Source organism: Aquitalea sp. LB_tupeE, assembly GCF_013391415.1.
Classification (GTDB): Bacteria; Pseudomonadota; Gammaproteobacteria; order Burkholderiales; family Chromobacteriaceae; genus Aquitalea.
Window position 1 is genome coordinate 40609 of record NZ_JACAXB010000013.1, and the last position, 23654, is coordinate 64262.

General features: G+C 57.3%; 29 protein-coding genes. 9 read left to right on the plus strand and 20 right to left on the minus strand.

Annotated elements, in window-relative coordinates; all coding sequences use genetic code 11:
* Window positions 1–6 precede the first annotated feature (6 nt).
* The 8 genes from HWX34_RS05385 to rbsK form a co-directional block, all read right to left on the minus strand.
* Window positions 7–723, minus strand: a complete 717-nt coding sequence (locus HWX34_RS05385) for a methyl-accepting chemotaxis protein (protein WP_178971329.1) — start codon at window positions 721–723, stop codon at window positions 7–9.
* Window positions 724–738: 15 nt separating this feature from the next.
* Window positions 739–1485 carry a hypothetical protein gene (locus tag HWX34_RS05390; RefSeq protein WP_178971330.1) on the minus strand — a complete coding sequence of 249 codons (747 nt, stop codon included), beginning with the start codon at window positions 1483–1485 and terminating at the stop codon, window positions 739–741.
* 281 nt (window positions 1486–1766) lie between these two features.
* Window positions 1767–2771 carry a LacI family DNA-binding transcriptional regulator gene (locus HWX34_RS05395; protein ID WP_178971331.1) on the minus strand — a complete coding sequence of 335 codons (1005 nt, stop codon included), beginning with the start codon at window positions 2769–2771 and terminating at the stop codon, window positions 1767–1769.
* Between the two features lie 317 nt (window positions 2772–3088).
* The gene (rbsB, locus tag HWX34_RS05400; protein WP_178971332.1) at window positions 3089–4030 is read right to left on the minus strand and encodes a ribose ABC transporter substrate-binding protein RbsB; all 942 of its coding nucleotides are present in this window, start codon (window positions 4028–4030) and stop codon (window positions 3089–3091) included.
* Window positions 4031–4105: 75 nt separating this feature from the next.
* Complete coding sequence (locus HWX34_RS05405) at window positions 4106–5044, minus strand: ABC transporter permease (protein WP_178971333.1); 939 nt, start codon at window positions 5042–5044, stop codon at window positions 4106–4108.
* 21 nt (window positions 5045–5065) lie between these two features.
* Complete coding sequence (locus HWX34_RS05410; protein ID WP_304506132.1) at window positions 5066–6559, minus strand: sugar ABC transporter ATP-binding protein; 1494 nt, start codon at window positions 6557–6559, stop codon at window positions 5066–5068.
* 7 nt (window positions 6560–6566) lie between these two features.
* Window positions 6567–6965: a D-ribose pyranase gene (gene rbsD, locus HWX34_RS05415; RefSeq protein ID WP_178971334.1), complete on the minus strand. Its 399-nt coding sequence runs from the start codon at window positions 6963–6965 to the stop codon at window positions 6567–6569.
* Complete coding sequence (gene rbsK / locus HWX34_RS05420) at window positions 6962–7849, minus strand: ribokinase (RefSeq protein ID WP_178971335.1); 888 nt, start codon at window positions 7847–7849, stop codon at window positions 6962–6964. Before rbsK ends, rbsD begins: the two co-directional genes overlap by 4 nt.
* 437 nt (window positions 7850–8286) lie before the next feature.
* Here rbsK and HWX34_RS05425 point away from each other — a divergent pair, with 437 nt between their 5' ends.
* The 8 genes from HWX34_RS05425 to lnt are packed head-to-tail and all read left to right on the plus strand — an operon-like array spanning window position 8287 to window position 14543.
* Window positions 8287–8658 carry a hypothetical protein gene (locus HWX34_RS05425; RefSeq protein ID WP_178971336.1) on the plus strand — a complete coding sequence of 124 codons (372 nt, stop codon included), beginning with the start codon at window positions 8287–8289 and terminating at the stop codon, window positions 8656–8658.
* A gap of 42 nt (window positions 8659–8700) precedes the next feature.
* Window positions 8701–10035: a tRNA (N6-isopentenyl adenosine(37)-C2)-methylthiotransferase MiaB gene (gene miaB, locus HWX34_RS05430; RefSeq protein WP_178971337.1), complete on the plus strand. Its 1335-nt coding sequence runs from the start codon at window positions 8701–8703 to the stop codon at window positions 10033–10035.
* 23 nt (window positions 10036–10058) lie between these two features.
* The gene (locus tag HWX34_RS05435) at window positions 10059–10355 is read left to right on the plus strand and encodes a YciI family protein (RefSeq protein WP_178971338.1); all 297 of its coding nucleotides are present in this window, start codon (window positions 10059–10061) and stop codon (window positions 10353–10355) included.
* Window positions 10352–10693 (plus strand): hypothetical protein, encoded by a 342-nt coding sequence (locus HWX34_RS05440; protein WP_178971339.1) that lies wholly within the window; start codon window positions 10352–10354, stop codon window positions 10691–10693. The genes HWX34_RS05435 and HWX34_RS05440 overlap by 4 nt, the downstream gene beginning before the upstream one ends.
* A gap of 16 nt (window positions 10694–10709) precedes the next feature.
* Window positions 10710–11672 carry a PhoH family protein gene (locus HWX34_RS05445; RefSeq protein WP_178971340.1) on the plus strand — a complete coding sequence of 321 codons (963 nt, stop codon included), beginning with the start codon at window positions 10710–10712 and terminating at the stop codon, window positions 11670–11672.
* A complete protein-coding gene (gene ybeY / locus HWX34_RS05450; protein ID WP_178971341.1) occupies window positions 11650–12156 on the plus strand; it encodes an rRNA maturation RNase YbeY in 507 nt (168 codons plus the stop codon). Before HWX34_RS05445 ends, ybeY begins: the two co-directional genes overlap by 23 nt.
* Window positions 12157–12160: 4 nt before the next feature.
* Window positions 12161–13015 (plus strand): HlyC/CorC family transporter, encoded by an 855-nt coding sequence (locus HWX34_RS05455; RefSeq protein ID WP_178971342.1) that lies wholly within the window; start codon window positions 12161–12163, stop codon window positions 13013–13015.
* 1 nt (window position 13016) lies between these two features.
* Entirely contained in the window at window positions 13017–14543 is a 1527-nt protein-coding gene (gene lnt, locus HWX34_RS05460; RefSeq protein ID WP_178971343.1) for an apolipoprotein N-acyltransferase, read from the plus strand.
* Between the two features lie 101 nt (window positions 14544–14644).
* On the opposite strand, the gene HWX34_RS05465 is transcribed toward lnt, so the two are convergent.
* A complete protein-coding gene (locus tag HWX34_RS05465; RefSeq protein WP_178971344.1) occupies window positions 14645–16285 on the minus strand; it encodes a methyl-accepting chemotaxis protein in 1641 nt (546 codons plus the stop codon).
* Window positions 16286–16649: 364 nt separating this feature from the next.
* Between HWX34_RS05465 and HWX34_RS05470 the strand changes: the two genes are divergently transcribed.
* The gene (locus HWX34_RS05470) at window positions 16650–17447 is read left to right on the plus strand and encodes an MOSC domain-containing protein (RefSeq protein ID WP_178971345.1); all 798 of its coding nucleotides are present in this window, start codon (window positions 16650–16652) and stop codon (window positions 17445–17447) included.
* A gap of 85 nt (window positions 17448–17532) precedes the next feature.
* Here HWX34_RS05470 and rplQ read toward each other — a convergent pair whose 3' ends face one another.
* From rplQ to rplR, 11 genes are all read right to left on the minus strand, one after another.
* Window positions 17533–17928, minus strand: a complete 396-nt coding sequence (rplQ, locus tag HWX34_RS05475; protein ID WP_045846886.1) for a 50S ribosomal protein L17 — start codon at window positions 17926–17928, stop codon at window positions 17533–17535.
* 24 nt (window positions 17929–17952) lie between these two features.
* Complete coding sequence (gene rpoA / locus HWX34_RS05480) at window positions 17953–18936, minus strand: DNA-directed RNA polymerase subunit alpha (RefSeq protein WP_045846885.1); 984 nt, start codon at window positions 18934–18936, stop codon at window positions 17953–17955.
* Between the two features lie 23 nt (window positions 18937–18959).
* The gene (gene rpsD, locus HWX34_RS05485; RefSeq protein WP_045846884.1) at window positions 18960–19580 is read right to left on the minus strand and encodes a 30S ribosomal protein S4; all 621 of its coding nucleotides are present in this window, start codon (window positions 19578–19580) and stop codon (window positions 18960–18962) included.
* Window positions 19581–19598: 18 nt separating this feature from the next.
* Window positions 19599–19994, minus strand: coding sequence for a 30S ribosomal protein S11 (rpsK, locus tag HWX34_RS05490; RefSeq protein ID WP_008955659.1), 396 nt, complete (start codon window positions 19992–19994; stop codon window positions 19599–19601).
* 16 nt (window positions 19995–20010) lie between these two features.
* Entirely contained in the window at window positions 20011–20373 is a 363-nt protein-coding gene (gene rpsM, locus HWX34_RS05495; RefSeq protein ID WP_045846883.1) for a 30S ribosomal protein S13, read from the minus strand.
* A gap of 70 nt (window positions 20374–20443) precedes the next feature.
* On the minus strand, window positions 20444–20557 hold the full coding sequence (rpmJ, locus tag HWX34_RS05500) for a 50S ribosomal protein L36 (protein ID WP_011137711.1): 114 nt from the start codon (window positions 20555–20557) through the stop codon (window positions 20444–20446).
* A 264-nt stretch (window positions 20558–20821) separates the two neighbouring features.
* Window positions 20822–22141, minus strand: a complete 1320-nt coding sequence (secY, locus tag HWX34_RS05505; RefSeq protein WP_045846882.1) for a preprotein translocase subunit SecY — start codon at window positions 22139–22141, stop codon at window positions 20822–20824.
* Between the two features lie 11 nt (window positions 22142–22152).
* On the minus strand, window positions 22153–22584 hold the full coding sequence (gene rplO / locus HWX34_RS05510) for a 50S ribosomal protein L15 (protein WP_045846881.1): 432 nt from the start codon (window positions 22582–22584) through the stop codon (window positions 22153–22155).
* A 3-nt stretch (window positions 22585–22587) separates the two neighbouring features.
* Entirely contained in the window at window positions 22588–22773 is a 186-nt protein-coding gene (gene rpmD / locus HWX34_RS05515) for a 50S ribosomal protein L30 (protein WP_045846880.1), read from the minus strand.
* Window positions 22766–23284, minus strand: coding sequence for a 30S ribosomal protein S5 (gene rpsE, locus HWX34_RS05520; RefSeq protein ID WP_045846879.1), 519 nt, complete (start codon window positions 23282–23284; stop codon window positions 22766–22768). The genes rpmD and rpsE overlap by 8 nt, the downstream gene beginning before the upstream one ends.
* A gap of 13 nt (window positions 23285–23297) precedes the next feature.
* Window positions 23298–23651 (minus strand): 50S ribosomal protein L18, encoded by a 354-nt coding sequence (gene rplR, locus HWX34_RS05525; RefSeq protein WP_045846878.1) that lies wholly within the window; start codon window positions 23649–23651, stop codon window positions 23298–23300.
* Window positions 23652–23654: the final 3 nt, after the last annotated feature.

The window sequence follows — 23654 nt, forward strand, 5'->3', positions numbered from 1 at the left end:
TACCTGTCAACTAACCCGGAAACGACTGATCTGCATGTTGATGTCGTGGATATCCTGTTCGATCTGCATGGCGAGCGCGGTGGAGTCATGCAAGCGCTGATCAGACTCGGCACTACCCTGGGCAATACCGTCAGTCGACTGGTGTATCTCGTCGATACGTTGTGACTGCTGCTGTAATTGCTGGCTGATATGCTGCACGATCTGTGCCGCCTCACTGGCGGCATCGGCCATGCCATGAATGGCCTGATCGGCCTGGCGGGTCAGCGTTTCGCCCCTGCTGATGCTGGCGACCATCTGCTGCATGCCGTTGACCGCCTGGGTCTTGCTGTCGTGAATGGCACGAATCACCTGGTTGATTTCCTGGGTGGCGGCACTGGTATGCTCCGCCAGCTTTCTCACTTCATCGGCCACCACGGCAAACCCCCGCGCCTGCTCACCGGCACGAGCGGCTTCGATGGCAGCGTTCAGCGCCAGCAGGTTGGTCTGATCGGCGATTTCACGAATTACGCCAACGATACGCGCCACCTGGTCGGTTGCTGCGCTCAAATGCTCGATGCGCTCGCTGGTACCCTGCACCTCCACGGCGATGGTACTGATTTCCTGCAAGGTAGCCGCGATGACTTGCCGGCTCTCCTCGGCCAAAGCCATGGTGCCGCCAGTCAGTCGGCTGGCTGTGCCAGCTTCCTCGCCTAACGAGCCAATGGCCCCGTTAACCTGACGCATGGCAGCGTCGATCGGCTACACACTATGGCGCTGGCCACTGACATGCTGCTGCAACTGCATGGCCTGCTCGCTCAGCGTGGTAGAAGCCTGATCGATGGTGAGCACCTTGCCGGCAATCGCAGACAGCATGCTGACCAGCGAGCGACGCATCTCGTCGACCTTGTGTAGCAGCGGCAACTGCTGCGCCAACAAGTTCTGCGGTGCCCGCAGATTACCCTGCCCGATCGACTCAGCCGCTTCGGCTACGCTCGCCGCCTCCAGGGTTTCGCACTGCATGCGCACGGCGAACAAGCTGAGAACTACCGTCTCGACGATGACAAAAGCCGCATGTAACAAGACGACCCAGAAGCTAACCGCGCCGGGGTAGGCGAATACTGGCAGGCTATTGAGTTGCAGGAAATAAAAGCTGATGTGATGAACGGCAATAAACAGCGCAGCCAGCACAATGCAGCGCCAGTCGCGATAGAACAGCAGAAACGCCAGGAAGCAGAAAACGGAGAAATGGAACTCCAGCATGCCCCGGCTTTGATGAATCATCAGCGCAGCAAACAGCATGAGCGAAATGGCAACGGCAAAGCGCACCCGCGCATCACCGGCAGGACACAGGCGATACAAAGCCAGTGGCAACAACAGGGCGGGCACACCGATCAGCGCCAGCTCTACCCAACTGCCATACCAGGGTGCCAGGCATGCACATACCAGCAGCAAACCGCTCAGGGTCCACAGCATGACCCGATCCGCCAGCGCGCGTACCTCATCCATTCTACTTGCGACCAATACTGCCTCGCTCATCTTCGCTCACTCCATCCACTGGTACAAAAAGACCCACCCCATTGCCGGAGCGCTTGCCAGTTCATGCCCACCAGCCCTGCGATGGCATAGCCCAGCCACGCCCAGAACAGCAGCTGTGCCAGTAGCCGCCGCCGACGCGCCGCGCCGGTCATGGCGAACGCCGATGATTTAACAGGAAGGGGGGATGACATGCCGGCTGCTCCGCAACATCTCCTTGGCACTATAGGAGAGGGCGGAAGAGGAGCAAGTCGTTATCGACTGGTGATATGGGCAGGGATGGCGATATCGGTTTGCAGCGGTGGCAGCCCTTGTAACAGGGAAAAGATCTGTTGCAGGCATTGCTCGGCCATGCTTTGCCCATCCTGCACGATGGCATCCACCGGAATGGGCAGGCAGTCGAGCAAGGGATGATCGTCAAAAGTCATCAGACAGGACGGAGCCTCGCGCAGATGGTGGGTCTGGCTCATGAAGGACAACACCCCTTCAAGCAAGGTAATGGAGGCAGTAAACAAGGCTTGCGGATAGCGGCCTTTGGCGGCATACCACTGCTGCATCATGGCAAAGCCGGAGCTGCGCTGGAAATCGCGCTCCACCACCCATTCTGCCGGGGCCTGCATACTTTGCTGTTGCAAGGCCTGGCGGAAACCTGCCAGACGGTCACGGCTGGGAGAAAGAGTGGGCTGACCACCAAAATACACTACCTCCTGCACACCCTGTGCCAGCTTGCTGCCTATCAGCCTAGCCACGGTATCGGTGGCATCCGTCACCACCGACGGTATGCCGCTGCCATCGATGCGGCGGTCGACAAACACCAGCGGCAGACGGCTGGTCCACTTCTGATACAAGGCTGCGTCACTGCTGCACGGCACCACCGCCATACCATCCACCTGACGCGCCACCAGGTGCGCCATGCCTTCGGCTTCGCGTTGCGGATCTTCGTCACTGGTCACCAGCACCAACTGGTAATCGCGCTCGCGACACAGGTTTTCCATGGCTTGTGCCAGCGTGGCATGGGCAGAGTTGGTGAGATCGGGAATCACCAGCCCGATGCTGTTGCTACGCTTGCTGCGCAATGAGCGTGCCGATTGCGAGGGGTTGAAGTGGTGCTCGCGTGCCACCTTTTCCACGCGCTCGACCGTGGTGGGCGAAATGCGATAACGCTCGGCATGCCCATTAAGCACCATGCTGGCCGTGGTACGGGATACGCCAGCCAGGCTGGCGATATCATCGATGGTGAGACGCTTGTAGGCAGTCACGCAAGACTTTCTGTAAGGAATTGGTCACCGACAGCAACAACCCCCGAAGCCTGGTCAGCAGCGGGGGTTGGCTGGCTTGTAGCGATTGTATTACAAGCGGGCGGCTAGCAATAACATTGGTACGATTACACAGGACCCGGCAAAGCCGGGCCTCTCCATTCACAGATTGATTCCGCAGCCTTCTTGTCTATTCCCAATCCCCCCACCCTTGCCTTGCTGATTTAAGAAGGGAGCCTCGCTTTCCCGAAGGAAAGCGAGATAGGTTTTCAACAATCCGTGGTCAGCGGAAAAACCCTGTGCCAGGCATGGCTTCCCGCTTATTGCTTGATCAGGTTCAGCGGTACCGGAATGAACTTGTCCACGCTCTGACCGGCGGCCAGTTTCTTGGCAGTCTGGATGCCGTACTGGCCTATCAGCTCAGGTTGTTGCTGCACGGTAGCTGCCAGCGTACCGGCCTTCACGGCGGCAACGGCGTCGGCAGTGGCATCAAAGCCCACTACCACCACGTTTTTCAGGCCCGCAGCCTGAATGGCCTTGAGCGCGCCCAGCGCCATTTCGTCGTTATGCGCAAACACACCTTGGATGTCCTTGTTGCCCTGGATGATGTTTTCCATCACCGACAGGCCCTTGGCGCGGTCGAAATCTGCCGGTTGCTTGGCCAGCAGTTTCACCTCGGCCTTGCCATCCACCACCTTGTGGAAGCCTTCGCCACGCTCACGTGCAGCAGAGGAGCCGGCAATGCCTTCCAGCTCGACGATACGGCCCTTGCCACCCAGCTTTTCCAGCAGGTATTCACCGGCCATCTTGCCGCCAGCGACGTTATCCGAGGCAATGTGGGCGCTGACTTCGGCACCATTTACGCTGCGATCCAGCGACACCACCTTGATGCCCTTGCCGGTGGCTTCTTTCACTACATTGGCCACGGCGGAGGAATCTGTCGGGTTGATCAGGATGACGTTCACTTTTTTCTGGATCAGGTCTTCCACACTGGCCTGCTGCTTGGCCGGGTCGTCCTGGGCATCCACGGTAATCAGATTCACGCCGTCTTTCTTGGCTTCATCTTCGGCGCCCTTGCGCAGCGATACAAAGAAGGGGTTGTTCAGCGTGGATACGGCCAGGCCGACGGTCAGCTGGCCTTCGGCAGCAGCGGCAGGTGCACTGGCAGCAGCCGGGGCGGCGCTGTCCGGACCTTGCTTGGAGCAGGCGGCAATGCCGAATACCAACATGCTGGCCAGCAGCGGATGAAGAATGCGATTCATGGTGAGTCTCCCTGATATTGACTACGTTGCGTTAAACAGCCCTGGACAGGACTTTTGTTGATTCAAAACCTGCGTTTACTTTTTGCCGCTACGGTCGATCAGCACCGCCAGCAAGATGACCACACCCTTGATCACCTGCTGGTAGAAGGACGATACGCCCAGCAGGTTAAGGCCGTTGTTCAGCACGCCGATCAGCAACGCCCCCATCAGCGTGCCGAAAATCCAGCCACGGCCGCCGGTCAGACTGGTCCCCCCCAGCACCACGGCGGCGATAGCATCCAGCTCATAGCCGCTACCGGCAGTGGGCTGGGCGGAATTCAGGCGCGAGGTGAGCACCACCCCGGCCATGGCCGACATGGCACCGGAAATGGTATAGACCCACAGCTTGATCTGATCCACCTTCACCCCGGAAAGACGTGCGGCTTCCTCATTCCCGCCAGTGGCGTAGACATGGCGGCCAAATACGGTTTTCTTCAGCAGGAAGGCAAACAGGCCGAACATGATCAGCATCCACACCACCGGAATCGGCACGAGCCCGGCCACATAACCGCCGCCCAGCATGGAGAACAGATCGCTGTTGAAACCCGTGATCGGGCTGCCGCCGGACACCACCAGCGCCAGGCCGCGCAGTATGGTCATCGAGGCCAGGGTGGCAATGAACGGGGCCACCTTGCCCTTGCTCACCACCAGGCCGTTGAGCAGGCCCATCACACCACCGCCGATCACCCCCAGCAGGGTGGCCAGCATCGGGTTGACGCCGGACTGGATCAGCGTGGCAATGCCCACCGAGGACAGCGCCAGGATGGAACCCACCGACAGGTCGATGCCGCCCAGCAGGATCACCAGCGTCATGCCAAAGGCAATCAGCGCATTGATGGACACCTGCCGCATCACGTTCAGCAGGTTGGCCACGGTCAGAAAGTCCGGGCTGAGTACGGCCAAGCCGACAGACACCAGCACCAGGGCGATGAAGGGTCCCAGCTTCTGCAGGGTGGCTTTTTGTTTTGGAGTCATTATTTATTCCCTTGCTCTTGTTCAGGCGGCGTGCGCCGTACCGGTGGCCGCAGCCATGATGCCTTCCTGGGTGGCCTTTGCAGCCTCGAACAGGCCGGTCTGACGGCCTTCGTGTATCACCAGGATGCGGTTGCTCATGGCCATGACTTCCGGCAGTTCCGACGACACCATCACGATGGCCACGCCCGCCGCAGCCAGTTGATTGATGATGTGATAAATCTCGGCCTTGCCACCCACATCCACCCCGCGGGTGGGTTCATCCAGCAGCAGTACCTTGGGTGGCTGGGCCAGCCATTTGGCAAACACCACTTTTTGCTGATTGCCGCCGGACAGCGATTTGACTTCCAGTTCGGCGTCGCGGGTGCGTATGCGCAATTGCTCGATCAAGCCGGCCACCGCCTGCTGCTCGGCCGCGTCGGACACCACACCCAGCCGCGCGTACTGCGGCAGATGCACCAGGGTGGCGTTTTCGCGCAAGGACATGCCCAGCACCAGGCCCTGGCTCTTGCGATCCTCCGTGACAAAGGCCAGGCCAGCGGCAATGGCGGCACCGGGGCTGTGCAGACTGACCGCTTCGCCATCCAGCAACACCGTACCCGCCGTGCGGCGATTCAGACCAAACAAAGTCTTGAGGATTTCACTGCGCCCAGCGCCCATCAATCCGGCCACACCCAGCACTTCGCCAGCCCGTACGGCAAAACTGATGTCGCGCACATGATGCGCGTCCGCCAGCCCATCCACCTGCAGGCGTACGGCACCCGGTTGTACGGTGCGGCGTGGAAAGCGGTCGCCGATTTCACGCCCCACCATCATGTGCACCACTTCATCAAAATCGGTGTGGGCAATCACCCGCTCGCCAACAAAGCGGCCATCGCGCAGCACGCTGATCTTGTCGCAGATGCGGAAGATTTCCTCCATGCGGTGTGACACATACACAATGGCCACCCCACGTGCTTTCAGCGCCTGCATCAGGCCAAACAGGGTGTCGATCTCCCGTTCGGTCAGCGCGGCCGTAGGTTCATCCATAATCAGTACACGTGCGTCCATCGCCAGTGCCTTGGCAATTTCCACCATTTGCTGCTGGCCGATGGACAAGCTGCCGGCTTCCGCTTCCGGGTCGATGCCGCTGGCACCCAGCGCAGTAAGCTGCGCCTGCGCCTCGCGCTGCATGCGGGCGCTGTCGATCACCCCAAAGCGTGACGGCTCGCGGCCAAGAAACAGGTTTTCCATCACCGACAGTTGCGGAATCAGGTTCAGCTCCTGATGGATGATGGCAATACCGCAGGCTTCGGCCTGACGGGTGGAGCGGATATCCACCGTCTGGCCGTCAATCACGATGCTGCCGGCATCACTGCGATACACCCCACTGAGAATCTTCATCAAGGTGGATTTACCTGCGCCATTCTCGCCCATCAAGGCATGGATTTCTCCACCGGCAATGGCGAAGTCCACTTCTTCCAGCACCCGGACCGGGCCAAAGGCCTTGCTGATGCCCTGCATGACAACATTCATCATCCGGTCCTCAGAAAATCACGCCGGAGTGCAGGATCACATTGGCGTACGGTGTACATTCACCGGTACGGATGATGACCTTGGCCTCCTGGCAGCGCTGCTTGAATTGTTCATGGCTGACAAACTCCAGTACCACGCCCTGCGCGGCCAGTGCCTCCGCCTGCCCGACCACCGCCGGATTGTGGCTGCGGCATTCCTCCGCGAATACCGCGCGCTCGCACTGGAAATCCGCCAGTATCGTGTCAAGCACGCGGGCAAAGCCCGGCTCGCCCAGCGCCAGCGCAAGGTCGATACATTCCACACCAGGCGGAATCGGCAGGCCGCAGTCGGCAATCACCAGACTGTCGGTATGGCCCATGCCGGCCAGCACGCGCGCGATGTCGCGATTCAGATGTCCCAGCTTTTTCATGCTTGTTGTTCCAGAAAATGTTGCAGCTCGGTCAGGGTAGGCATGCCACTTTGTGCACCCTGCTTGGTCACCGACAATGCCGCTGCAGCATTGGCACGGCGGACTGCTTCAGCCAGCCCCTGCGACCAGAACGCCGCCAGTGCACCATTAAAGGTATCTCCAGCGCCTGTACTATCCACGGCAAACACCGGAAAACCACGCACCTGCCGGAGAACACCGTCGGCATCCGCATAGCTGGCACCCAGGCTGCCCTGCGTCATCACGATGCCTGCCGGACGGCTGGCCAGCAGTTGCTGCCAAGGCTGCTGGCTGCCCAGTGCCACCGCCAGCTCGTATTCATTGGGCGTCAGCAGTGAAACCTGTTGCAGCAAGCTTGCCGGCAGCGGCTGGGCCGGAGCCGGATTCAGGATGAAAGGCTTGCCATGGCGGGCTGCCAGCATGGCCGCATGCTCGACGGTAGCCAGCGGTACTTCCAGCTGGGCCAGCACTACATCGGCCTCGGCAAAGGCGGCTTCGGCCGCATCCAGCTGGGCAGGTGACACGGCATTATTGGCCCCCGGCACCACCATGATGGCATTGTCACCACCGGCCAGGGTGATGCTGGCCATGCCGGTGGCGTCACTGACCTGCGCTACCCAGCGGGTATCCACACCTTCTGCTTGCAAGCCACTGAGCAATTGCACACCAAAGGCATCCTGCCCGACACAGGCAATCAGGCTGACTTCAGCCCCCAGACGGGCAGCCGCCACGGCCTGATTGGCACCCTTGCCACCGGGATAAGTGGCAAAGCGGCGGCCAAACAGGGTTTCCCCCTGACGCGGAAAGCTGTCTGCTTCCACCACCAGGTCCATGTTGATGCTACCGATCAGCAAAACGCGGCTCATGTATTGTCTTTCTTGCGGCAAGCAGTGTGCTATGCCCGCTGCCCCGGCCAGGCAACACGCCATCACAAGCTTGCTGTTGATCAAACGCTAAAACGTACTCAGCAATGCGGTGAACTTATAGCAGAGCCCGCATGGCGGTGGAAGCGCAAAACGCAAAAAATGTAAGTTTTCAACTACATGGCGACAAAAAAAAACCACACCGTGGTGCATGCAAAGGCCGGCAAGGCCTTGCCAGCGCCAGGATTTGCACCGCAGCAGTGCCTTTTTCCCTTCTGCTGTAGTTGCGGCGCACAATTAATCAAGCCCAAAGCCCACATGGCTTTGCGCATTTTCATACCGCACTGCAATACGGCCACACCGGCTCTTGGCCTCCTCGCACAAGCCCCTGCGCCCGCGCTGCGGCTGTGCTAAACTCCCGGCAACACATTCATTTGATTATGAAAACACTCATCACCGCCCTCTTGCTCTGTCTGCTCTCACTGCCAGCCATGGCCGTGAACAGACTGCTGCCCGCCAATATCATGGCCGGCACGCTCTCCGCTGTGGATAACAATGTCGTCACCTTTGTCAAAAGCGAAAGTTCGCTGCTGAACACGCTTGTTGCGCTGGTGATCCCCAGTGGACAGAGCTATACCACTGCGCCCGGGCTGCGCATCTTCGATGCCAACAACCTGTTCGTGCTGACCGGACAATTGCCCACACTGGTGGGTAAAACGGTAGGCATCACACTGGACTTGCAAGGCAACATCAATCGCATCTGGGTATTGAGCGACGAAGAAATCGCCCAATTGCAACAGCGCCAGCAGTAAGGCGCCCTCCCCCCAATGAACCAGCTGGAATTCCTGTAAGCAATGAAGAAGGTATACATCAAGACCTTCGGTTGCCAGATGAACGAATACGACTCGGACAAAATGGTCGACGTTCTGGGCGATGCCGAAGGCATGATCAAGACAGATAATCCGGAAGAAGCCGACGTCATCCTGTTCAACACCTGTAGCGTGCGGGAAAAGGCACAGGAAAAGGTGTTCTCGGATCTGGGCCGCATCCGCCCGCTGAAAGAAGCCCGGCCCGACCTGATCATTGGCGTTGGCGGCTGCGTGGCCAGCCAGGAAGGCGACACCATCGTCAAGCGCGCGCCTTATGTGGATGTAGTGTTCGGCCCGCAAACCTTGCATCGTCTGCCGGACATGATCCGCGCCCGCCAGCACAGCGGTGCGGCCCAGGTGGATATCTCTTTCCCGGAAATCGAGAAATTCGACCACATTCCACCAGCCAAGGTGGATGGCGCAGCGGCCTTTGTGTCCATCATGGAGGGCTGCTCCAAGTACTGCTCCTTCTGCGTGGTGCCTTATACCCGTGGCGAGGAGGTGTCCCGCCCGTTTGAAGACGTGCTGACCGAAATCGCCGGGCTCACCCAGCAAGGGGTGAAGGAAATCACCCTGCTGGGACAAAACGTCAATGCCTACCGCGGCTTGATGGCCGATGGTGAAATCGCCGACTTCGCCCTGCTGCTGGAATACGTGCACGAAATTCCGGGCGTGGAACGCCTGCGCTTTACCACCAGTCATCCGCGCGAATTCACCCAGCGCATCATCGACTGCTACGGCAAACTGCCCAAGCTGGTTTCGCACCTGCACCTGCCGGTACAAAGCGGTTCCGACCGCATCCTCACCGCCATGAAACGCGGCTATACCGCGCTGGAATACAAATCCATCATCCGCAAGCTGCGCGCGCTGCGTCCGGACCTGTGCCTGTCATCCGACTTCATCGTTGGCTTCCCCGGCGAAACCGAAGCGGATTTCGCGCAAACGCTGAAACTGGTCAAGGATCTGGAATTCGACTTCAGCTATGTATTCATCTACAGCGCCCGCCCCGGCACTCCGGCAGCCAACCTCACCGACGACACCCCGCATAGCGAAAAGGTGCGTCGTCTGGAAGCGCTGAACGAGGTGATCGAGGCACGTGGCTTTGCCATCAACCAGAGCATGGTAGGCAGCGTGCAGCGCGTGCTGGTGGAAAACATCTCCAAGAAAGACCCGAACATGCTGGCCGCCCGTACCGCCAACAACCGGGTCGTCAATTTTGTCGGTCACCCGCGTCTGCTCAAGCAGATGGTAGACGTGGTGATTACCGAAGCGCGGCCGCATTCGCTGGCAGGCGAAATCCTGCTGCAGGAAGACCACTAATCCACATAAGGCGCAGACCCGTCATGTACATCGTTTCACTCAGTTATATCGCCCCGCTGGAGGAAATCGACGCCCAGCTGGAACAGCATGTGCTGTGGTTGAAGCAATGCTATGCCGACGGTCTGTTCCTGGCCTCCGGCCGCAAGGAACCCCGTACCGGCGGCATCATTCTGGCGCGCGGTGAACGTCATGCGTTACAGCTGCGGCTGGCGCAGGACCCATTCGCCCAGGCCGGGCTGGCACGCTATGACATTACCGAGTTCCACCCCAGCATGACGGTTGCCGGACTGGAAATCCTGCAAGACCGGCCAAACGCATGAACAACACCATCAGTTCCCACGAGCCACCACCGCTGCGCCGTCATGCGGCCAAGGTGGTGCGTTACAGCCTGCTAGCCCTGCCCGTTTTGCTGGCACTCAGTCTGCTGGTGGGCCAAGCGGGCAGCAATGGCAACTGGGGTAGCCGATCGCTCTTGCTGCTGACCGGCCCGGCTGCCCTGCTGCCCACCGCCTTGCTGTATGCCGGCCTGCTGTGCTTGCTGGACAAACTGGCCTCGGCCGGACTGCGTAACGGCCTGTTCATGTTGCTGACCTTGCTGGTCTGCGTTTTGCTTGTACTGGAAGCCAGCTTCTGGCTGGCGCTGCTGTTCAGCCACTGACTCCTGACCCTGACTCATGAATATCACTCCTCTCAGTTTCAATCCGGTCGATAACGAACGGCTGGCACGCTTGTGCGGCCCGCTGGATGAAAACCTCAAGCAGATCGAAACCGGTCTGGATGTGCAAATCCAGCGTCGTGGCGAACACTTCAAATGCAGTGGCGAGCAGGCCGACCTTGCGGTTTACAGCCTGACCCGCCTGTACCTGCTGGCGGAAAAGCAGGACATCTCGATTGATGACGTACAGCTGGAACTGGTGGAAGCCCGCCAGCACAATCAACAGGCCGATGCCGACGCCCCGGTGCTGCTGACCCGTCGTGGCGACCTGCGTGGCCGCACGCCGCGCCAGAGCGGTTACATCAAGGCCATCAGCCAGCACGACATCACCTTCGGCATCGGCCCGGCCGGTACAGGCAAAACCTATCTGGCCGTAGCCTGCGCGGTGGATGCCATGGAGCGCGATGCCATCAAGCGCATCGTACTGGTGCGCCCGGCGGTGGAAGCCGGTGAAAAACTGGGCTTCTTGCCCGGCGATCTGGCGCAAAAGGTCGACCCCTACCTGCGCCCGCTGTACGACGCCCTGTACGACCTGATGGGTTTTGACCGCGTTACCCGGCTGTTTGAAAAAAACCTGATCGAAATCGCCCCACTGGCTTATATGCGTGGCCGTACGCTGAACAATGCCTTCATCATTCTGGACGAAGCGCAAAACACCACGCCGGAGCAGATGAAAATGTTCCTCACCCGCATCGGCTTTGGCTCGCGCGCGGTGATTACCGGTGACGTGACGCAGATCGACCTGCAACGCCATCAGAAAAGCGGGCTGGTAGAAGTGGAGAAGATTCTGGGCCACGTGCGCGGCATCCACTTTCACCATTTCCAGAGCGAAGACGTGGTGCGCCATCCGCTGGTGCAGAAAATCGTTGACGCCTACGACAACTATCAATTGAACAACGATGAAACAAGCCAAGCGAAATAACCCGCTCTCACGTCTGGCCGCCCGCCTGCAGCTGACGCTGGAAGACCGCAGTCAGGCACAGCTGCTGCCCGATGCCAAACTGATCCGCCGCTGCTGCCAGGCCGCCTTGCAAGCCGATGTGAAACAGGCTCAGGTCAGCATCCTGCTGGTAGGCAGCGAGGAAGGCCGCAGTCTCAACCACACCTACCGCGGCAAGGACTATGCCACCAATGTGCTGTCGTTCGCGCTGAACGAAGGCGAAAACATTGCCGATCTGCCCTTGTTTGGCGACCTGGTACTGTGCACCGAGGTGGTGGAAAAAGAAGCCGCCGAGCAAGGCATTGAGCTGATGGCCCATTATGCCCACCTGCTGGTACACGGCATGCTGCACTTGCAAGGCTTTGACCACGAGGATGACGAAGAAGCCCAAATCATGGAAACGCTTGAAACTGTCATTCTGGCGAAGTTAGGATATCCCGACCCCTATCTAGAGGAAAAACGCTAACCCCATGGAAGACCCCAGTAAACACAAGCCCAGCCTGTTGGAACGTTTGTCCGCCATGCTCCTGCGCGAACCGGAAGACCGCGAGGAGCTGATCACCCTGCTGCACTCCGCCTTTGAACGCAATCTGCTGGACGCCGAAGCGCTGGCCATGATTGAAGGCGTGCTGGAAGTCAGCGACCTGACCGCCCGCGATGTCATGGTGCCGCGCAGCCAGATGGACGTCATCCGCATTGATGACCCCATTGAACGCCTGCTGCCGGATGTACTGCGCACCGGCCACTCGCGTTTTCCGGTGATTGGCGACAACAAGGACGATGTGCTGGGCATTCTGCTGGCCAAGGACTTGCTGCATTACTTCCATGCCCCTGCCCGCTTCGACCTGCGCGCCACCCTGCGCGCCAGCGTGTTTGTACCGGAATCCAAACCACTGGATGTGCTGCTGCGCGAATTCCGCTCCAACCGCAACCACATGGCCATTGTGGTGGACGAATACGGCGGTGTGTCGGGCCTGGTCACCATCGAGGATGTGATCGAACAGATCGTCGGTGATATCGAAGACGAATACGACTTCGAGGAAGACGACAACAATATCGTACCGGTACGCGACCAGCGTTACCGCGTCAACGCCCTCACCGAAGTGGCGGACTTCAACGAATACTTTGCCACCAGCTACGATGACGACGATGTCGATACCGTGGGCGGGCTGGTGATTTCGCTGATTGGCCACCTGCCCAAACGCGGAGAAACCGTCGAGTCCGGTTCGCTACGCTTTACGGTCTTGCGCGCCGATAGCCGTCGCCTGCAAACCCTGCTGGTGGAACGGCTGCACAGCAATACCGCCAACAGCGCCCAGGACTGACATGCGCACCTTGCTTGTACTGATTGCCGCCGCACTTGCCGGGGCACTTACCCTCTACGGCTTTGCGCCCTACCGGCTGTATGGCTTGCTGCCTTTGTCACTACTGGCCCTGACACAATTGGTACAACGCAATCCCGCGCTTGGCTTTCGCATTGGCTATGTCTGGGGCGTGGCCGCCTATACCAGCAATTTCCACTGGATATACAACAGCCTGCATGACATTGCCGGCCTGCCGGCAGCGCTGGCGGTACCGCTAGTCGTGCTGCTGCCTGCTTATCTGGCCATCTGGCCCGGCCTTGCTTGCTGGCTGGTATTGCGCATAGACCAGCGCGCGTGGGTGCGCTGGCTGCTGGCTTTTCCAGCCCTGTGGGAGCTGGGCGAATGGCTGCGCAGCTGGGTGATGACCGGCTTTCCCTGGGGTGCTGTCGGTTATTCACAGGTCACAGAAAGCCCCTTGTCAGGCTTTATCCCGCTGGGAGGCATCCATCTGGTCAGCTATCTGGTTGCCCTTAGCGCCGGGGCCTTGCTGCTGCTGGCCAATGGCCAGCGCCTGCAACGCGCACTGGCTGCCGGTTTGCTGCTGGCGCTGTGGAGTGCCGGCTACTGGCTGCAATCGGTGAACTGGACAGAGCCGGCAGGCAAGCCCTACCGGGTTGCCCTCGCCCAGGGGGATATTCCACAAGCATTGAAGTGGGATCCGGCTACCTATGAACAAACCCTGAGAACCTATTACCAACAGGTTGCCAGTACCCAGGCAGACGTGATGATCCTGCCGGAAACCGCACTGCCGCTGTTTCTGGATGATCTGCCCTCTGGCTATCTCACCATGGTGGCAGGTGATGCCCGGCGCAAGAACATGGCGCTGGCGACCGGCATTCCACGCCGCACCCCGGATGGTCGCGGCTACCTGAATGCCGTGGTGGTGCTGACCGATCCGGCGCTACCCTCTTACGCCAAAGATCACCTGGTGCCGTTTGGCGAGTTCATTCCGCTGCCCGGTCTGATTGGCTGGATCTACCAGTACATGAACATGCCGTTGTCGGGCTTTAGCCGTGGTGGTGCCAATCAGTCACCCTTGCTGCTGGCAGGCCACCACATTGCCTTCAATATCTGCTACGAGGACAGCTTTGGCGAAGAACTGATCGGCCCTGCTGCGCAGGCTGGCATTCTGGCCAATGTCAGCAATCTGGCCTGGTTTGGCAAAAGTGTGGCCATGAGTCAGCATTTGCAGCTATCCCAGGCCCGTGCACTGGAGACAGGCCGCTTCATGCTGCGTGCCACCAATAACGGCATGACGGCGATTGTGCGTCCCAATGGCGAAATTTCCAGCGTGGCAGCCCCGTTCACCCAGCAAGTACTGGAAGGCATGGTGCAGGACTACCAAGGTCTGACGCCCTACATGCAGCTGGGTAATCAACCGGTGATAGCTGGCTGTATCAGCTTGCTGTTACTGGCGATGGCGCTGGGTGCCTATCAGCGTTATCGGGAAAAACACAAGCAGCCCGGCACCGAAAACACTATGCCTTGAGCATGCACTGCAGGCAGCAGCGAGGCTGGAGTTTACTTCAGTGCTCCCTGACATAACAAAGCCCTCCTTGCGGAGGGCTTTTGCTTGGCATGCCTGCGATATTACACGTGGAATTTGGATACCAGCTGACGCAAATCGTCGGCCAGGCTATGCATGGCCTGCACTTCCTTCGAGGTGCCTGCCGCCTCCTCAGCATTACCGCTGGCGCTGCGAGCAATCAATTCCACCTGCTGTGCAATTTCGGTACTGGCGCTACCCTGCTCTTTCAGTGCATGTGAAATCTCGTTGACCACATCCACCACGCTGGTGGCGCTATCCCGGATGTGGGATATCGCTTCTCCCCCCTGAACCGCCAGTTGCAAGCCGTTCTTCACCCGGCCGACAGCCTCTTCCATACAGGCACGCGACTGGTCAGAACTGCTCTGTATTTCCTGGATCATGCCGGCAATCTCCTGCGTAGCCTGCCCGGTACGCTCCGACAGCTTGCGCACTTCATCGGCCACCACCGCAAAGCCGCGTCCCATCTCGCCGGCACGTGCTGCCTCGATGGCCGCGTTGAGCGCCAGCAGATTGGTTTGATCGGCAATGTCCTTGATCACCTGCATGATGCTGGAAATGGTCTGGGTCTTGCTGGCCAGATCCGCAATGGTTGCTGCCGCCTGATCCACCGACTCGTTGATACGGTGCATTTCATTGACAGCACTGGAAATTACCTCGCCTCCTTCGCGCGACAAGCGGCCGGACTCTTGCGACAGATTACGTGCATCATGCGCATGGCTGGAAATATGATTGATGCTGACCGTCAGCTGCTCGATGGAGGCGGCCATGGCGGCGGCGGCCTCACTTTGCTGGTCAGACCCTTTGACCACGGCATCGGAACGGCGCGCCACATCCGAACTCATGCCAGACAAGCGCACAGCTTCATCGGCAATTTCCCGCACCAGCGATTTCAGATGCTGCTGCATTTGCTGAACGGCGGCCATCACGCTGCTGGTATCACCTGCCACCACATTCACCTGGGTATCCAGATGGCCATCGGCAATGCGCCGAACCACTTGCATGGTCTCACCCGGGTCGGCACCCAGTTGCCCTAGGACGCTGCGCATCAGGAACAGGCCGGCAATAAGCAACAGCACCAGAATGGCGGCCACTTCACCCAGCGTCAGCCACAACTGTTGCATGAATGCGGCCTGGACATCATCCAGATAAATGCCGGTACCAATAATCCAGTGCCAACGCTGACTGGTCATCAAGTAGGAAATCTTGGGTTGAGGCTGGTCGAAGCCGGGCTTGTCCCACACATAAGCAGCAAAGCCTTGCCCATTGCCCTTGCTGACCGTCTCTATGAACAACTGCCCCAGATCAACACCCGTTGGCGTCTTCAAGCCCTGAACATTCTTGCCCAGCATGGCTGCCTTGGCACCGTGAATGACGTAGTTCCAGTTCTGGTCGTAACCGAAGAAGTACTCCTTGCCATCATAATGGCTGGCCATAAGAGCAGCGGCAGCCATTTGCTTGGCCTGTGCTTCGCTGAGCTTGCCACTTGCTTCAAGGGCCTCATAACTACTGATGATGCCCATCGCAGATTCAACGAGATTGCGTGTTTTATCCTGCCTGTCCTGTAACAAGCTATTGCGCTGGTTGTAAAGGGCAAGACCACTCAGACAGCAAATCAGCAAGGCCACCAGCAACAGCCAGGCAATAAGGCGGCTGCGTAATGACATTCCGGCAGTAGTGTTCATTTTTTTCTCTCTGTTCCCGTTGACAGTCTCAAGCGAGCAACTGCTCTAATTATCAGTTTTTGTCATTCTACATCTTTATAGACGAAGATATAGCCGGGTTTACCCATGTACTATTTAAAAGTGATGACGGTATTAGCCAGATACCACTGCAAAACAAATTTAATGACGCCATGGCATGCCAGCCACGTAGCTTAGCAAACACCACAATGACGTCAGATGATCTAAAACAAAACAATAAAGTCCAATGTCATTATGCGGAACACATCATCAGCCAGCAGAGCAAAAGTGAATTGCCCCCCTGCAGCACCGTCAGTCCTACAAGAATGCTAGGATCATGACTTGGACTTTGCCAGAAAGATCACTCATGAAGCTGACACAGATGTTTGTGCACCCGATGAAATCTGCACGAGGGATTGCCTATGACAGGGCATTTGCCAGTACACAAGGGCTGTTGCATGACAGGGAATGGCTGCTCAGCACAGCGGATGGACAGTTCCTGACCGCACGTCAGCATCCACGGATGTTGCAGATTACAACTGCCTTGATACCAGGGGGCTTGTTGTTAGGTGCGCCAGGACGCTCACCCGTTCTTGCCATGACCCAGGTCTACAAGCAAAAGGTGGCAGCAACCGTATGGCGTGCCAACTTCACAGCCTGGCATGGGGATGAACATGTTGATGCCTGGCTGTCCGACTATCTGGGTATAGCCTGCCGTTTGCTGTGGCTAGGCATGCACTCAACACGCCTGCTAGAAGGAGCAGCGACACCCATGTCTTTTGCAGACGGCTATCCCTATCTGTTAGTAAACCAGGCTTCGCTGGATGCACTGAATCAGGACTTGCGCAAACCGGTCACGGTGCAGCATTTCCGTCCCAATTTGCTGGTCACGGGCGGATTGCCGTATGAGGAAGACGACTGGAAGGTCATTCAGATTGGCGACATCGTATTTGAAGTGGCCAAGCCATGCACCCGCTGCCAGATGATCACCACCGACCCTATCAGTGCAGAGGTGGATGCTGACAATGAACCCATGCTGACACTCAGCAAGACCAGACAACAGGCAGAGGGAATCTGCTTTGGCGTGAATCTGGTGGCACGTAATGAAGGAATTCTGGAAATTGGTGCACCAGTGCAGGTGCTTGAATCCAGGTATGCATTCTGACGAACACCGGACAGGCTGCAAGCCGATTGAAGCAGAAATGAAAAAAGCCAGCTTTCGCTGGCTTCTTTCATAACTTCACCGAATATTATTCAGCGGAGTCATCTACAACGGCAACGGCATCTTCAGCACGGTCAACCAGCTCAACCAGAGCCAGCGGGGCATTGTCGCCCTTACGGAAACCGTACTTCAGGATACGCACATAACCACCATTGCGGGCGGAGAAGCGCGGGCCGAGAACGTCGAAGAGTTTAACCACGATGTCGCGGTCACGAGTGCGGTCAAACGCCAGACGACGGTTGGCGAGAGACGGCTTTTTGCCGAGCGTAATCAGCGGCTCGGCCACACGACGCAGTTCCTTGGCTTTCGGCAGCGTGGTCACGATAACTTCGTGCTTCAGCAGCGAATTCGCCATGTTGCGCAGCATCGCCAGACGATGGCTGGTCGTGCGGTTCAGTTTACGATTACTGTAACGATGACGCATTGTTAATGTCCTTTAGTCTCAAACTTACGGCTTTTCCAGACCAGCCGGAGGCCAATTCTCAAGCTTCATGCCGAGAGTCAGACCCTTGGAAGCGAGAACTTCTTTGATCTCGTTCAGCGATTTGCGACCGAGGTTCGGAGTCTTCAGAAGCTCGGTTTCAGTACGCTGAATCAGATCGCCGATGTAATAAATGTTCTCAGCCTTCAGGCAGTTGGCCGAACGAACCGTCAGTTCAAGATCGTCTACCGGACGCAGCAGGATCGGATCGATCGGCGGCGCCTTTTCAACGACTTCTTCAACCGCTGTGCCTTGGAGGTCAGCAAAGATCGACAGCTGATCCATCAGAATACGTGCAGCATTGCGCACGGCCTGTTCCGGTTCGATCACGCCATTGGTTTCGATATCGAGAACCAGACGGTCGAGGTCGGTACGTTGCTCAACACGGGCGCTTTCCACTGCAAAGCTCACACGGCGAACCGGCGAGAAGGAAGCATCCAGTTGAATGGTACCGATGGAACGGTTTTCTTCATGAATGGAACGAGCAGACACGGGCTGATAGCCACGGCCTTTTTCGACCTTGATCTCCATGTCGATTTTGCCGCCAACAGAGAGGTGGGCAATCACGTGTTCCGGATTGATCACTTCAACATCATGGGGCAACTCGATATCGCCAGCCAAGACAGCACCTTCGCCTTCCTTTTTCAAGGTCAGCACGACACTGTCACGACCATGCAGCTTAAGCACTACGCCCTTGAGGTTGAGGAGGATGTCAACGACATCCTCGCGCACGCCATCAAGTGCGGAATACTCATGCAAAACGCCAGCGATAGTCACTTCGGTAGGAGCAAAGCCCGGCATCGACGACAGCAGGATACGGCGCAGCGAGTTGCCAAGAGTGTGAGCATAGCCACGCTCGAACGGCTCCATCGAAACGCGTGCATGGGTAGCAGATACCGGCTGCACGTCAATCAGACGAGGTTTCAAAAATTCCGAAGCGCTGTTTTGCATAGTCATTCCCTAAGAGCTAGCGATTACTTGGAGTAGAATTCCACAACGAGCTGTTCGTTGATATCGCTAGACAGTTCGGAACGTTCCGGAGCAGATTTGAAGACGCCTTCCATCTTCTTGGAGTCAACAGACACCCAGGAAGGGAAACCACCTTGCTCAGCCAGAGCCAGACCCTCTACGATACGGGCTTGCTTCTTGGCTTTTTCGCGGACAGACACTACGTCACCAGCTTTAACCTGGAAAGACGGAATGTTAACTACCTGGCCGTTCACAACGATAGCCTTGTGGCTTACCAGCTGACGTGCTTCTGCACGAGTGGAGCCAAAGCCCATGCGATATACAACGTTGTCCAGACGTGCTTCAAGCAGCTTCAGCAGGTTTTCACCAGTGGAGCCCTTGCGACGTACAGCTTCCGCAAAGTAATTGCGGAACTGACGCTCGAGTACGCCATAGATACGGCGGATTTTCTGCTTTTCACGCAGTTGGACACCGTAGTCGGACAGACGACCCTTACGGGCGCCGTGTTGACCAGGCGGGGTATCCAGTTTGCACTTGGAATCCAGTGCACGACGCGCGCTCTTCAGGAAAAGGTCGGTGCCTTCACGACGAGCGAGCTTACATTTTGGGCCGATATAACGTGCCATGTTCTCACACTCTCCGAATTAGATACGACGTTTTTTGGGCGGACGGCAACCGTTGTGCGGTACCGGCGTCACGTCGGAGATGCTGGTGATCTTGAAACCCAGCGCGTTGAGTGCGCGAACAGCGGATTCACGACCCGGACCCGGGCCCTTGATACGAACTTCGAGGTTCTTCACACCGTATTCTTGGGCAACTTTACCAGCATGCTCTGCTGCTACCTGAGCAGCAAAGGGTGTACTTTTGCGCGAGCCCTTAAAACCAGCGCCGCCAGAGGTAGCCCAAGACAGTGCATTGCCTTGACGGTCGGTGATAGTGATGATGGTGTTGTTGAACGAAGCGTGCACATGCACGATACCTTCGCTAACAGACTTGCGCACTTTTTTGCGTACACGGACAGCTGTGTTTGCTTTAGCCATTTCTGTGTTCCTTTAGTTACTTCTTGCCGGCGATCGCCTTACGCGGTCCCTTACGGGTACGCGCGTTAGTGCGAGTGCGCTGACCGCGGCACGGCAGGCCACGACGATGGCGCATGCCGCGATAGCAGCCCATGTCCATCAGACGTTTGATGCTCATCGTGATTTCGCGGCGCAGATCACCTTCAACAGTGAACTTTGCAACTTCTTCACGCAGAGTTTCCATCTCAGCGTCAGTCAGATCCTTCACCTTGGTGGAGGGGTTCACGCTGGCAGCAGCACAAATCTGCTGGGCGCGAGTTTGACCGATGCCGAAAATTGCCTGCAGGCCAATAACGGCATGCGCATGATTGGGGATGTTTACCCCTGCAATACGGGCCATACTCTTTCCTTAAGCCTTAAGACCTTGAAAAGTTTGCGATTGTAACACGCAAAGTCAGGTCTAACAAATGTTAGCCTTGTTTTTGCTTGTGACGCGGGTCCGTGCAGATCACGCGTACAACGCGATTGCGACGGATAATTTTGCAGTTACGGCAAATCTTCTTTACCGAAGGCTGTACTCGCATGTCAGTTCCTTTCGTTACTCTAAAAGAGCGAGTGCGTAATTTCGCACGGAACACGATACGGGCAGCGGTCTGTCCAGGCGGTGTTGGCCACCCTGACCTTTTAATCAATAAGCGTGCTTTGAAACAAGCTTGCTGATCATGCCCAAGTACGACGTGTCCATTCTCAAGTTTGATCCAGCAGTAGGGCGGCTGCTCTACTGCCAAATCTCACCCTGCATCTGGATGGTTCTTACCTAGCCATATAACCCAGCGAGAACACGTATGTCACCGGCCGAGTGCATTGCCTTTGAAGTTAGCCTTCTTGAGCAAGCTTTCGTACTGATGCGACAGAACGTAGGACTGTACCTGAGCCATGAAATCCATGGTGACCACTACAATGATCAGCAGTGATGTGCCACCGAAGTAGAACGGTACATTCCACTTCAGGATGAGGAATTCCGGCAACAGACAAACCAGCGTAATGTAGATTGCACCGATCAATGTCAGCCGCAGAATGATCTTCTCGATATAACGCGAAGTCTGCTCACCTGGACGGATACCTGGGATGAAAGCACCACTCTTCTTCAGGTTATCTGCCGTCTCTTTCGGATTGAAAACGAGCGCGGTATAGAAATAACAGAAGAAAATGATGGCCGTTGCATACAGCAGCACATAGATCGGCTGACCGGGATGCAGCTTGTCAGCCACGCCCTTGAGCCAACCCAGGCTTTCATTGTTGCCCAGCCAGCCAAGAATGGTGGCAGGGAACAGAATGATGCTGGATGCAAAAATCGGCGGGATCACCCCTGCCATGTTGAGTTTGAGCGGCATGTGCGTGCTCTGACCCTGCATGACACGATTACCAACCTGACGCTTGGCGTAGTTCACCAGAACCTTGCGCTGACCGCGTTCTGCGAACACGACAACGTAGGTCATCAGTGCAACACCGACAAACAGCACGATGGTAAACAGGATGGGCAGCGAGCCTTGACTGGTCAGCGTGAGCGTCTTGCCAATGGCAGCCGGAACACCTGATGCAATACCTGCACAGATGATCAGCGAGATACCGTTGCCGATACCACGCTCGGTAATCTGTTCACCCAGCCACATGAGGAACATGGTGCCGGTTACCAGAGATACCACGGTTGTCAGGTAGAACTCCCACTGGGCAGTCACCACCAGGTTAGGCTGCTTAAACAGCATCACCGCAATACTGAAACTCTGGAAAGAGGCCAGCAAAACGGTTGCATAACGTGTGTACTGAGTTACCTTACGACGTCCCGCGTCGCCTTCCTTCTTCAGCTGCTTCAGGCTCGGAAGAACCTCAGAGGCAAGCTGAAGAATGATGGAAGCAGAGATGTACGGCATGATGCCCAGGGCAAATACCGTAAACCTCGAGAGGGCGCCGCCCGAGAACATGTTGAACATGTCGAGCAGGCCCGTCTGCGACGTGTGGAACAACTTCGCTAGTTCGGCAGGATTGATACCAGGCACCGGAATATGCGCACCAATACGGTAAACAATCAAAGCTCCGATCAAGAACATGATACGGCGCTTCAAATCACCAAATTTATTGGCATTTCCAACTAGAGAAGTATTCGACACGTAAGTGCGCCTTATTCAATACTGCCGCCGGCAGCTTCGATAGCAGCGCGAGCGCCAGCAGTCGCAGCAATGCCACGCAGCTTAACGGCACGTTCGATCTTGCCGGACAGGACAACCTTGGCTACCAGAGCCTGAGCGTCTACCAGACCAGCTTGCTTCAGTGCCAACAGATCGATTTCGTCAACCGGCAGCAGGTTCAGTTCGGACAGGCGTACTTCTGCATTGAAGCGAGCAGTCAGCGACTTGAAGCCACGTTTCGGCAAGCGACGTTGCAGCGGCATTTGACCGCCTTCAAAACCAACCTTATGGAAACCACCTGCACGGCTCTTTTGACCCTTGTGACCACGACCGGAAGTCTTGCCCAGGCCGCTACCAATGCCGCGACCTACACGACGCTTGGCATGCTTGGCGCCGGCACCGGGTTGAATGGTGTTCAGCAGCATCTCTTAGCCCTCGAATTTCAACAGGTAGCTGATCTTGTTGATCATGCCACGGTTTTCAGGGGTATCGAGCACTTCCACAGTCTGGCGGATCTTTTTCAGACCCAGGCCACGGGCGCAAGCCTTGTGGGATTCCAGACGACCGATCAGGCTCTTTACCAGAGTTACCTTAACAGTGTTGGTGTTACTCATGATCAACCCCCAAGATCTCTTCTACGGTCAGACCACGCTTGGCGGCAACCTGAGAAGCGGTGTTAATCTTGTTCAGGCCGTCCAGAGTTGCACGAACCACGTTGTACGGGTTGGTGGAACCATGAATCTTGGCCGAAACATTGTGAACACCCATTGCGTCGAAGATTGCGCGCATCGGGCCACCGGCCTTAACGCCAGTACCTTCCTTGGCCGGCTGGATGAACACGGTGGTAGCACCATGCTTGCCGGTTACGGTGTGATGCAGCGTACCATTACGCAGCGGGATCTTTACCAGATTGCGGCGGGCTTGTTCCATTGCCTTCTGTACGGCAACAGGAACTTCCTTGGAACGACCCTTGCCCATACCGATGCCGCCATCGCCATCACCAACGACGGTCAAGGCGGAGAAAGCCATGATACGGCCGCCCTTAACCACTTTGGTGACGCGGTTGACGCTGATCATCTTCTCGACCAGACCGTCGCCACGATCTTCCATTTCGTGCTTAGCCATTCTTCACTCCGAATTAGAATACGAGACCGTGTTCACGGGCTGCGTCTGCCACAGCCTTCATACGGCCATGGTATTTGAAACCGGAACGGTCAAATGCCACGGTCGAAATACCGGCTGCCTTGGCTTTTTCAGCGATGCGCTTACCGACTACGGCTGCAGCGGCCACATTGCCACCATTGGAAACATCAGCGCGTACTTCGGCTTCCAGAGTGGAAGCGCTTGCCAGTACCTTGCTGCCAGTTTCATCAATGATCTGGGCATAAATGTGGCTGTTGGTGCGGTAAACAGTGAGACGCACCATCTTGAGCTCCGCAATCCGAGCACGGGTTTTACGTGCACGGCGGAGTCGAGCTTGTTTCTTGTCCATGTC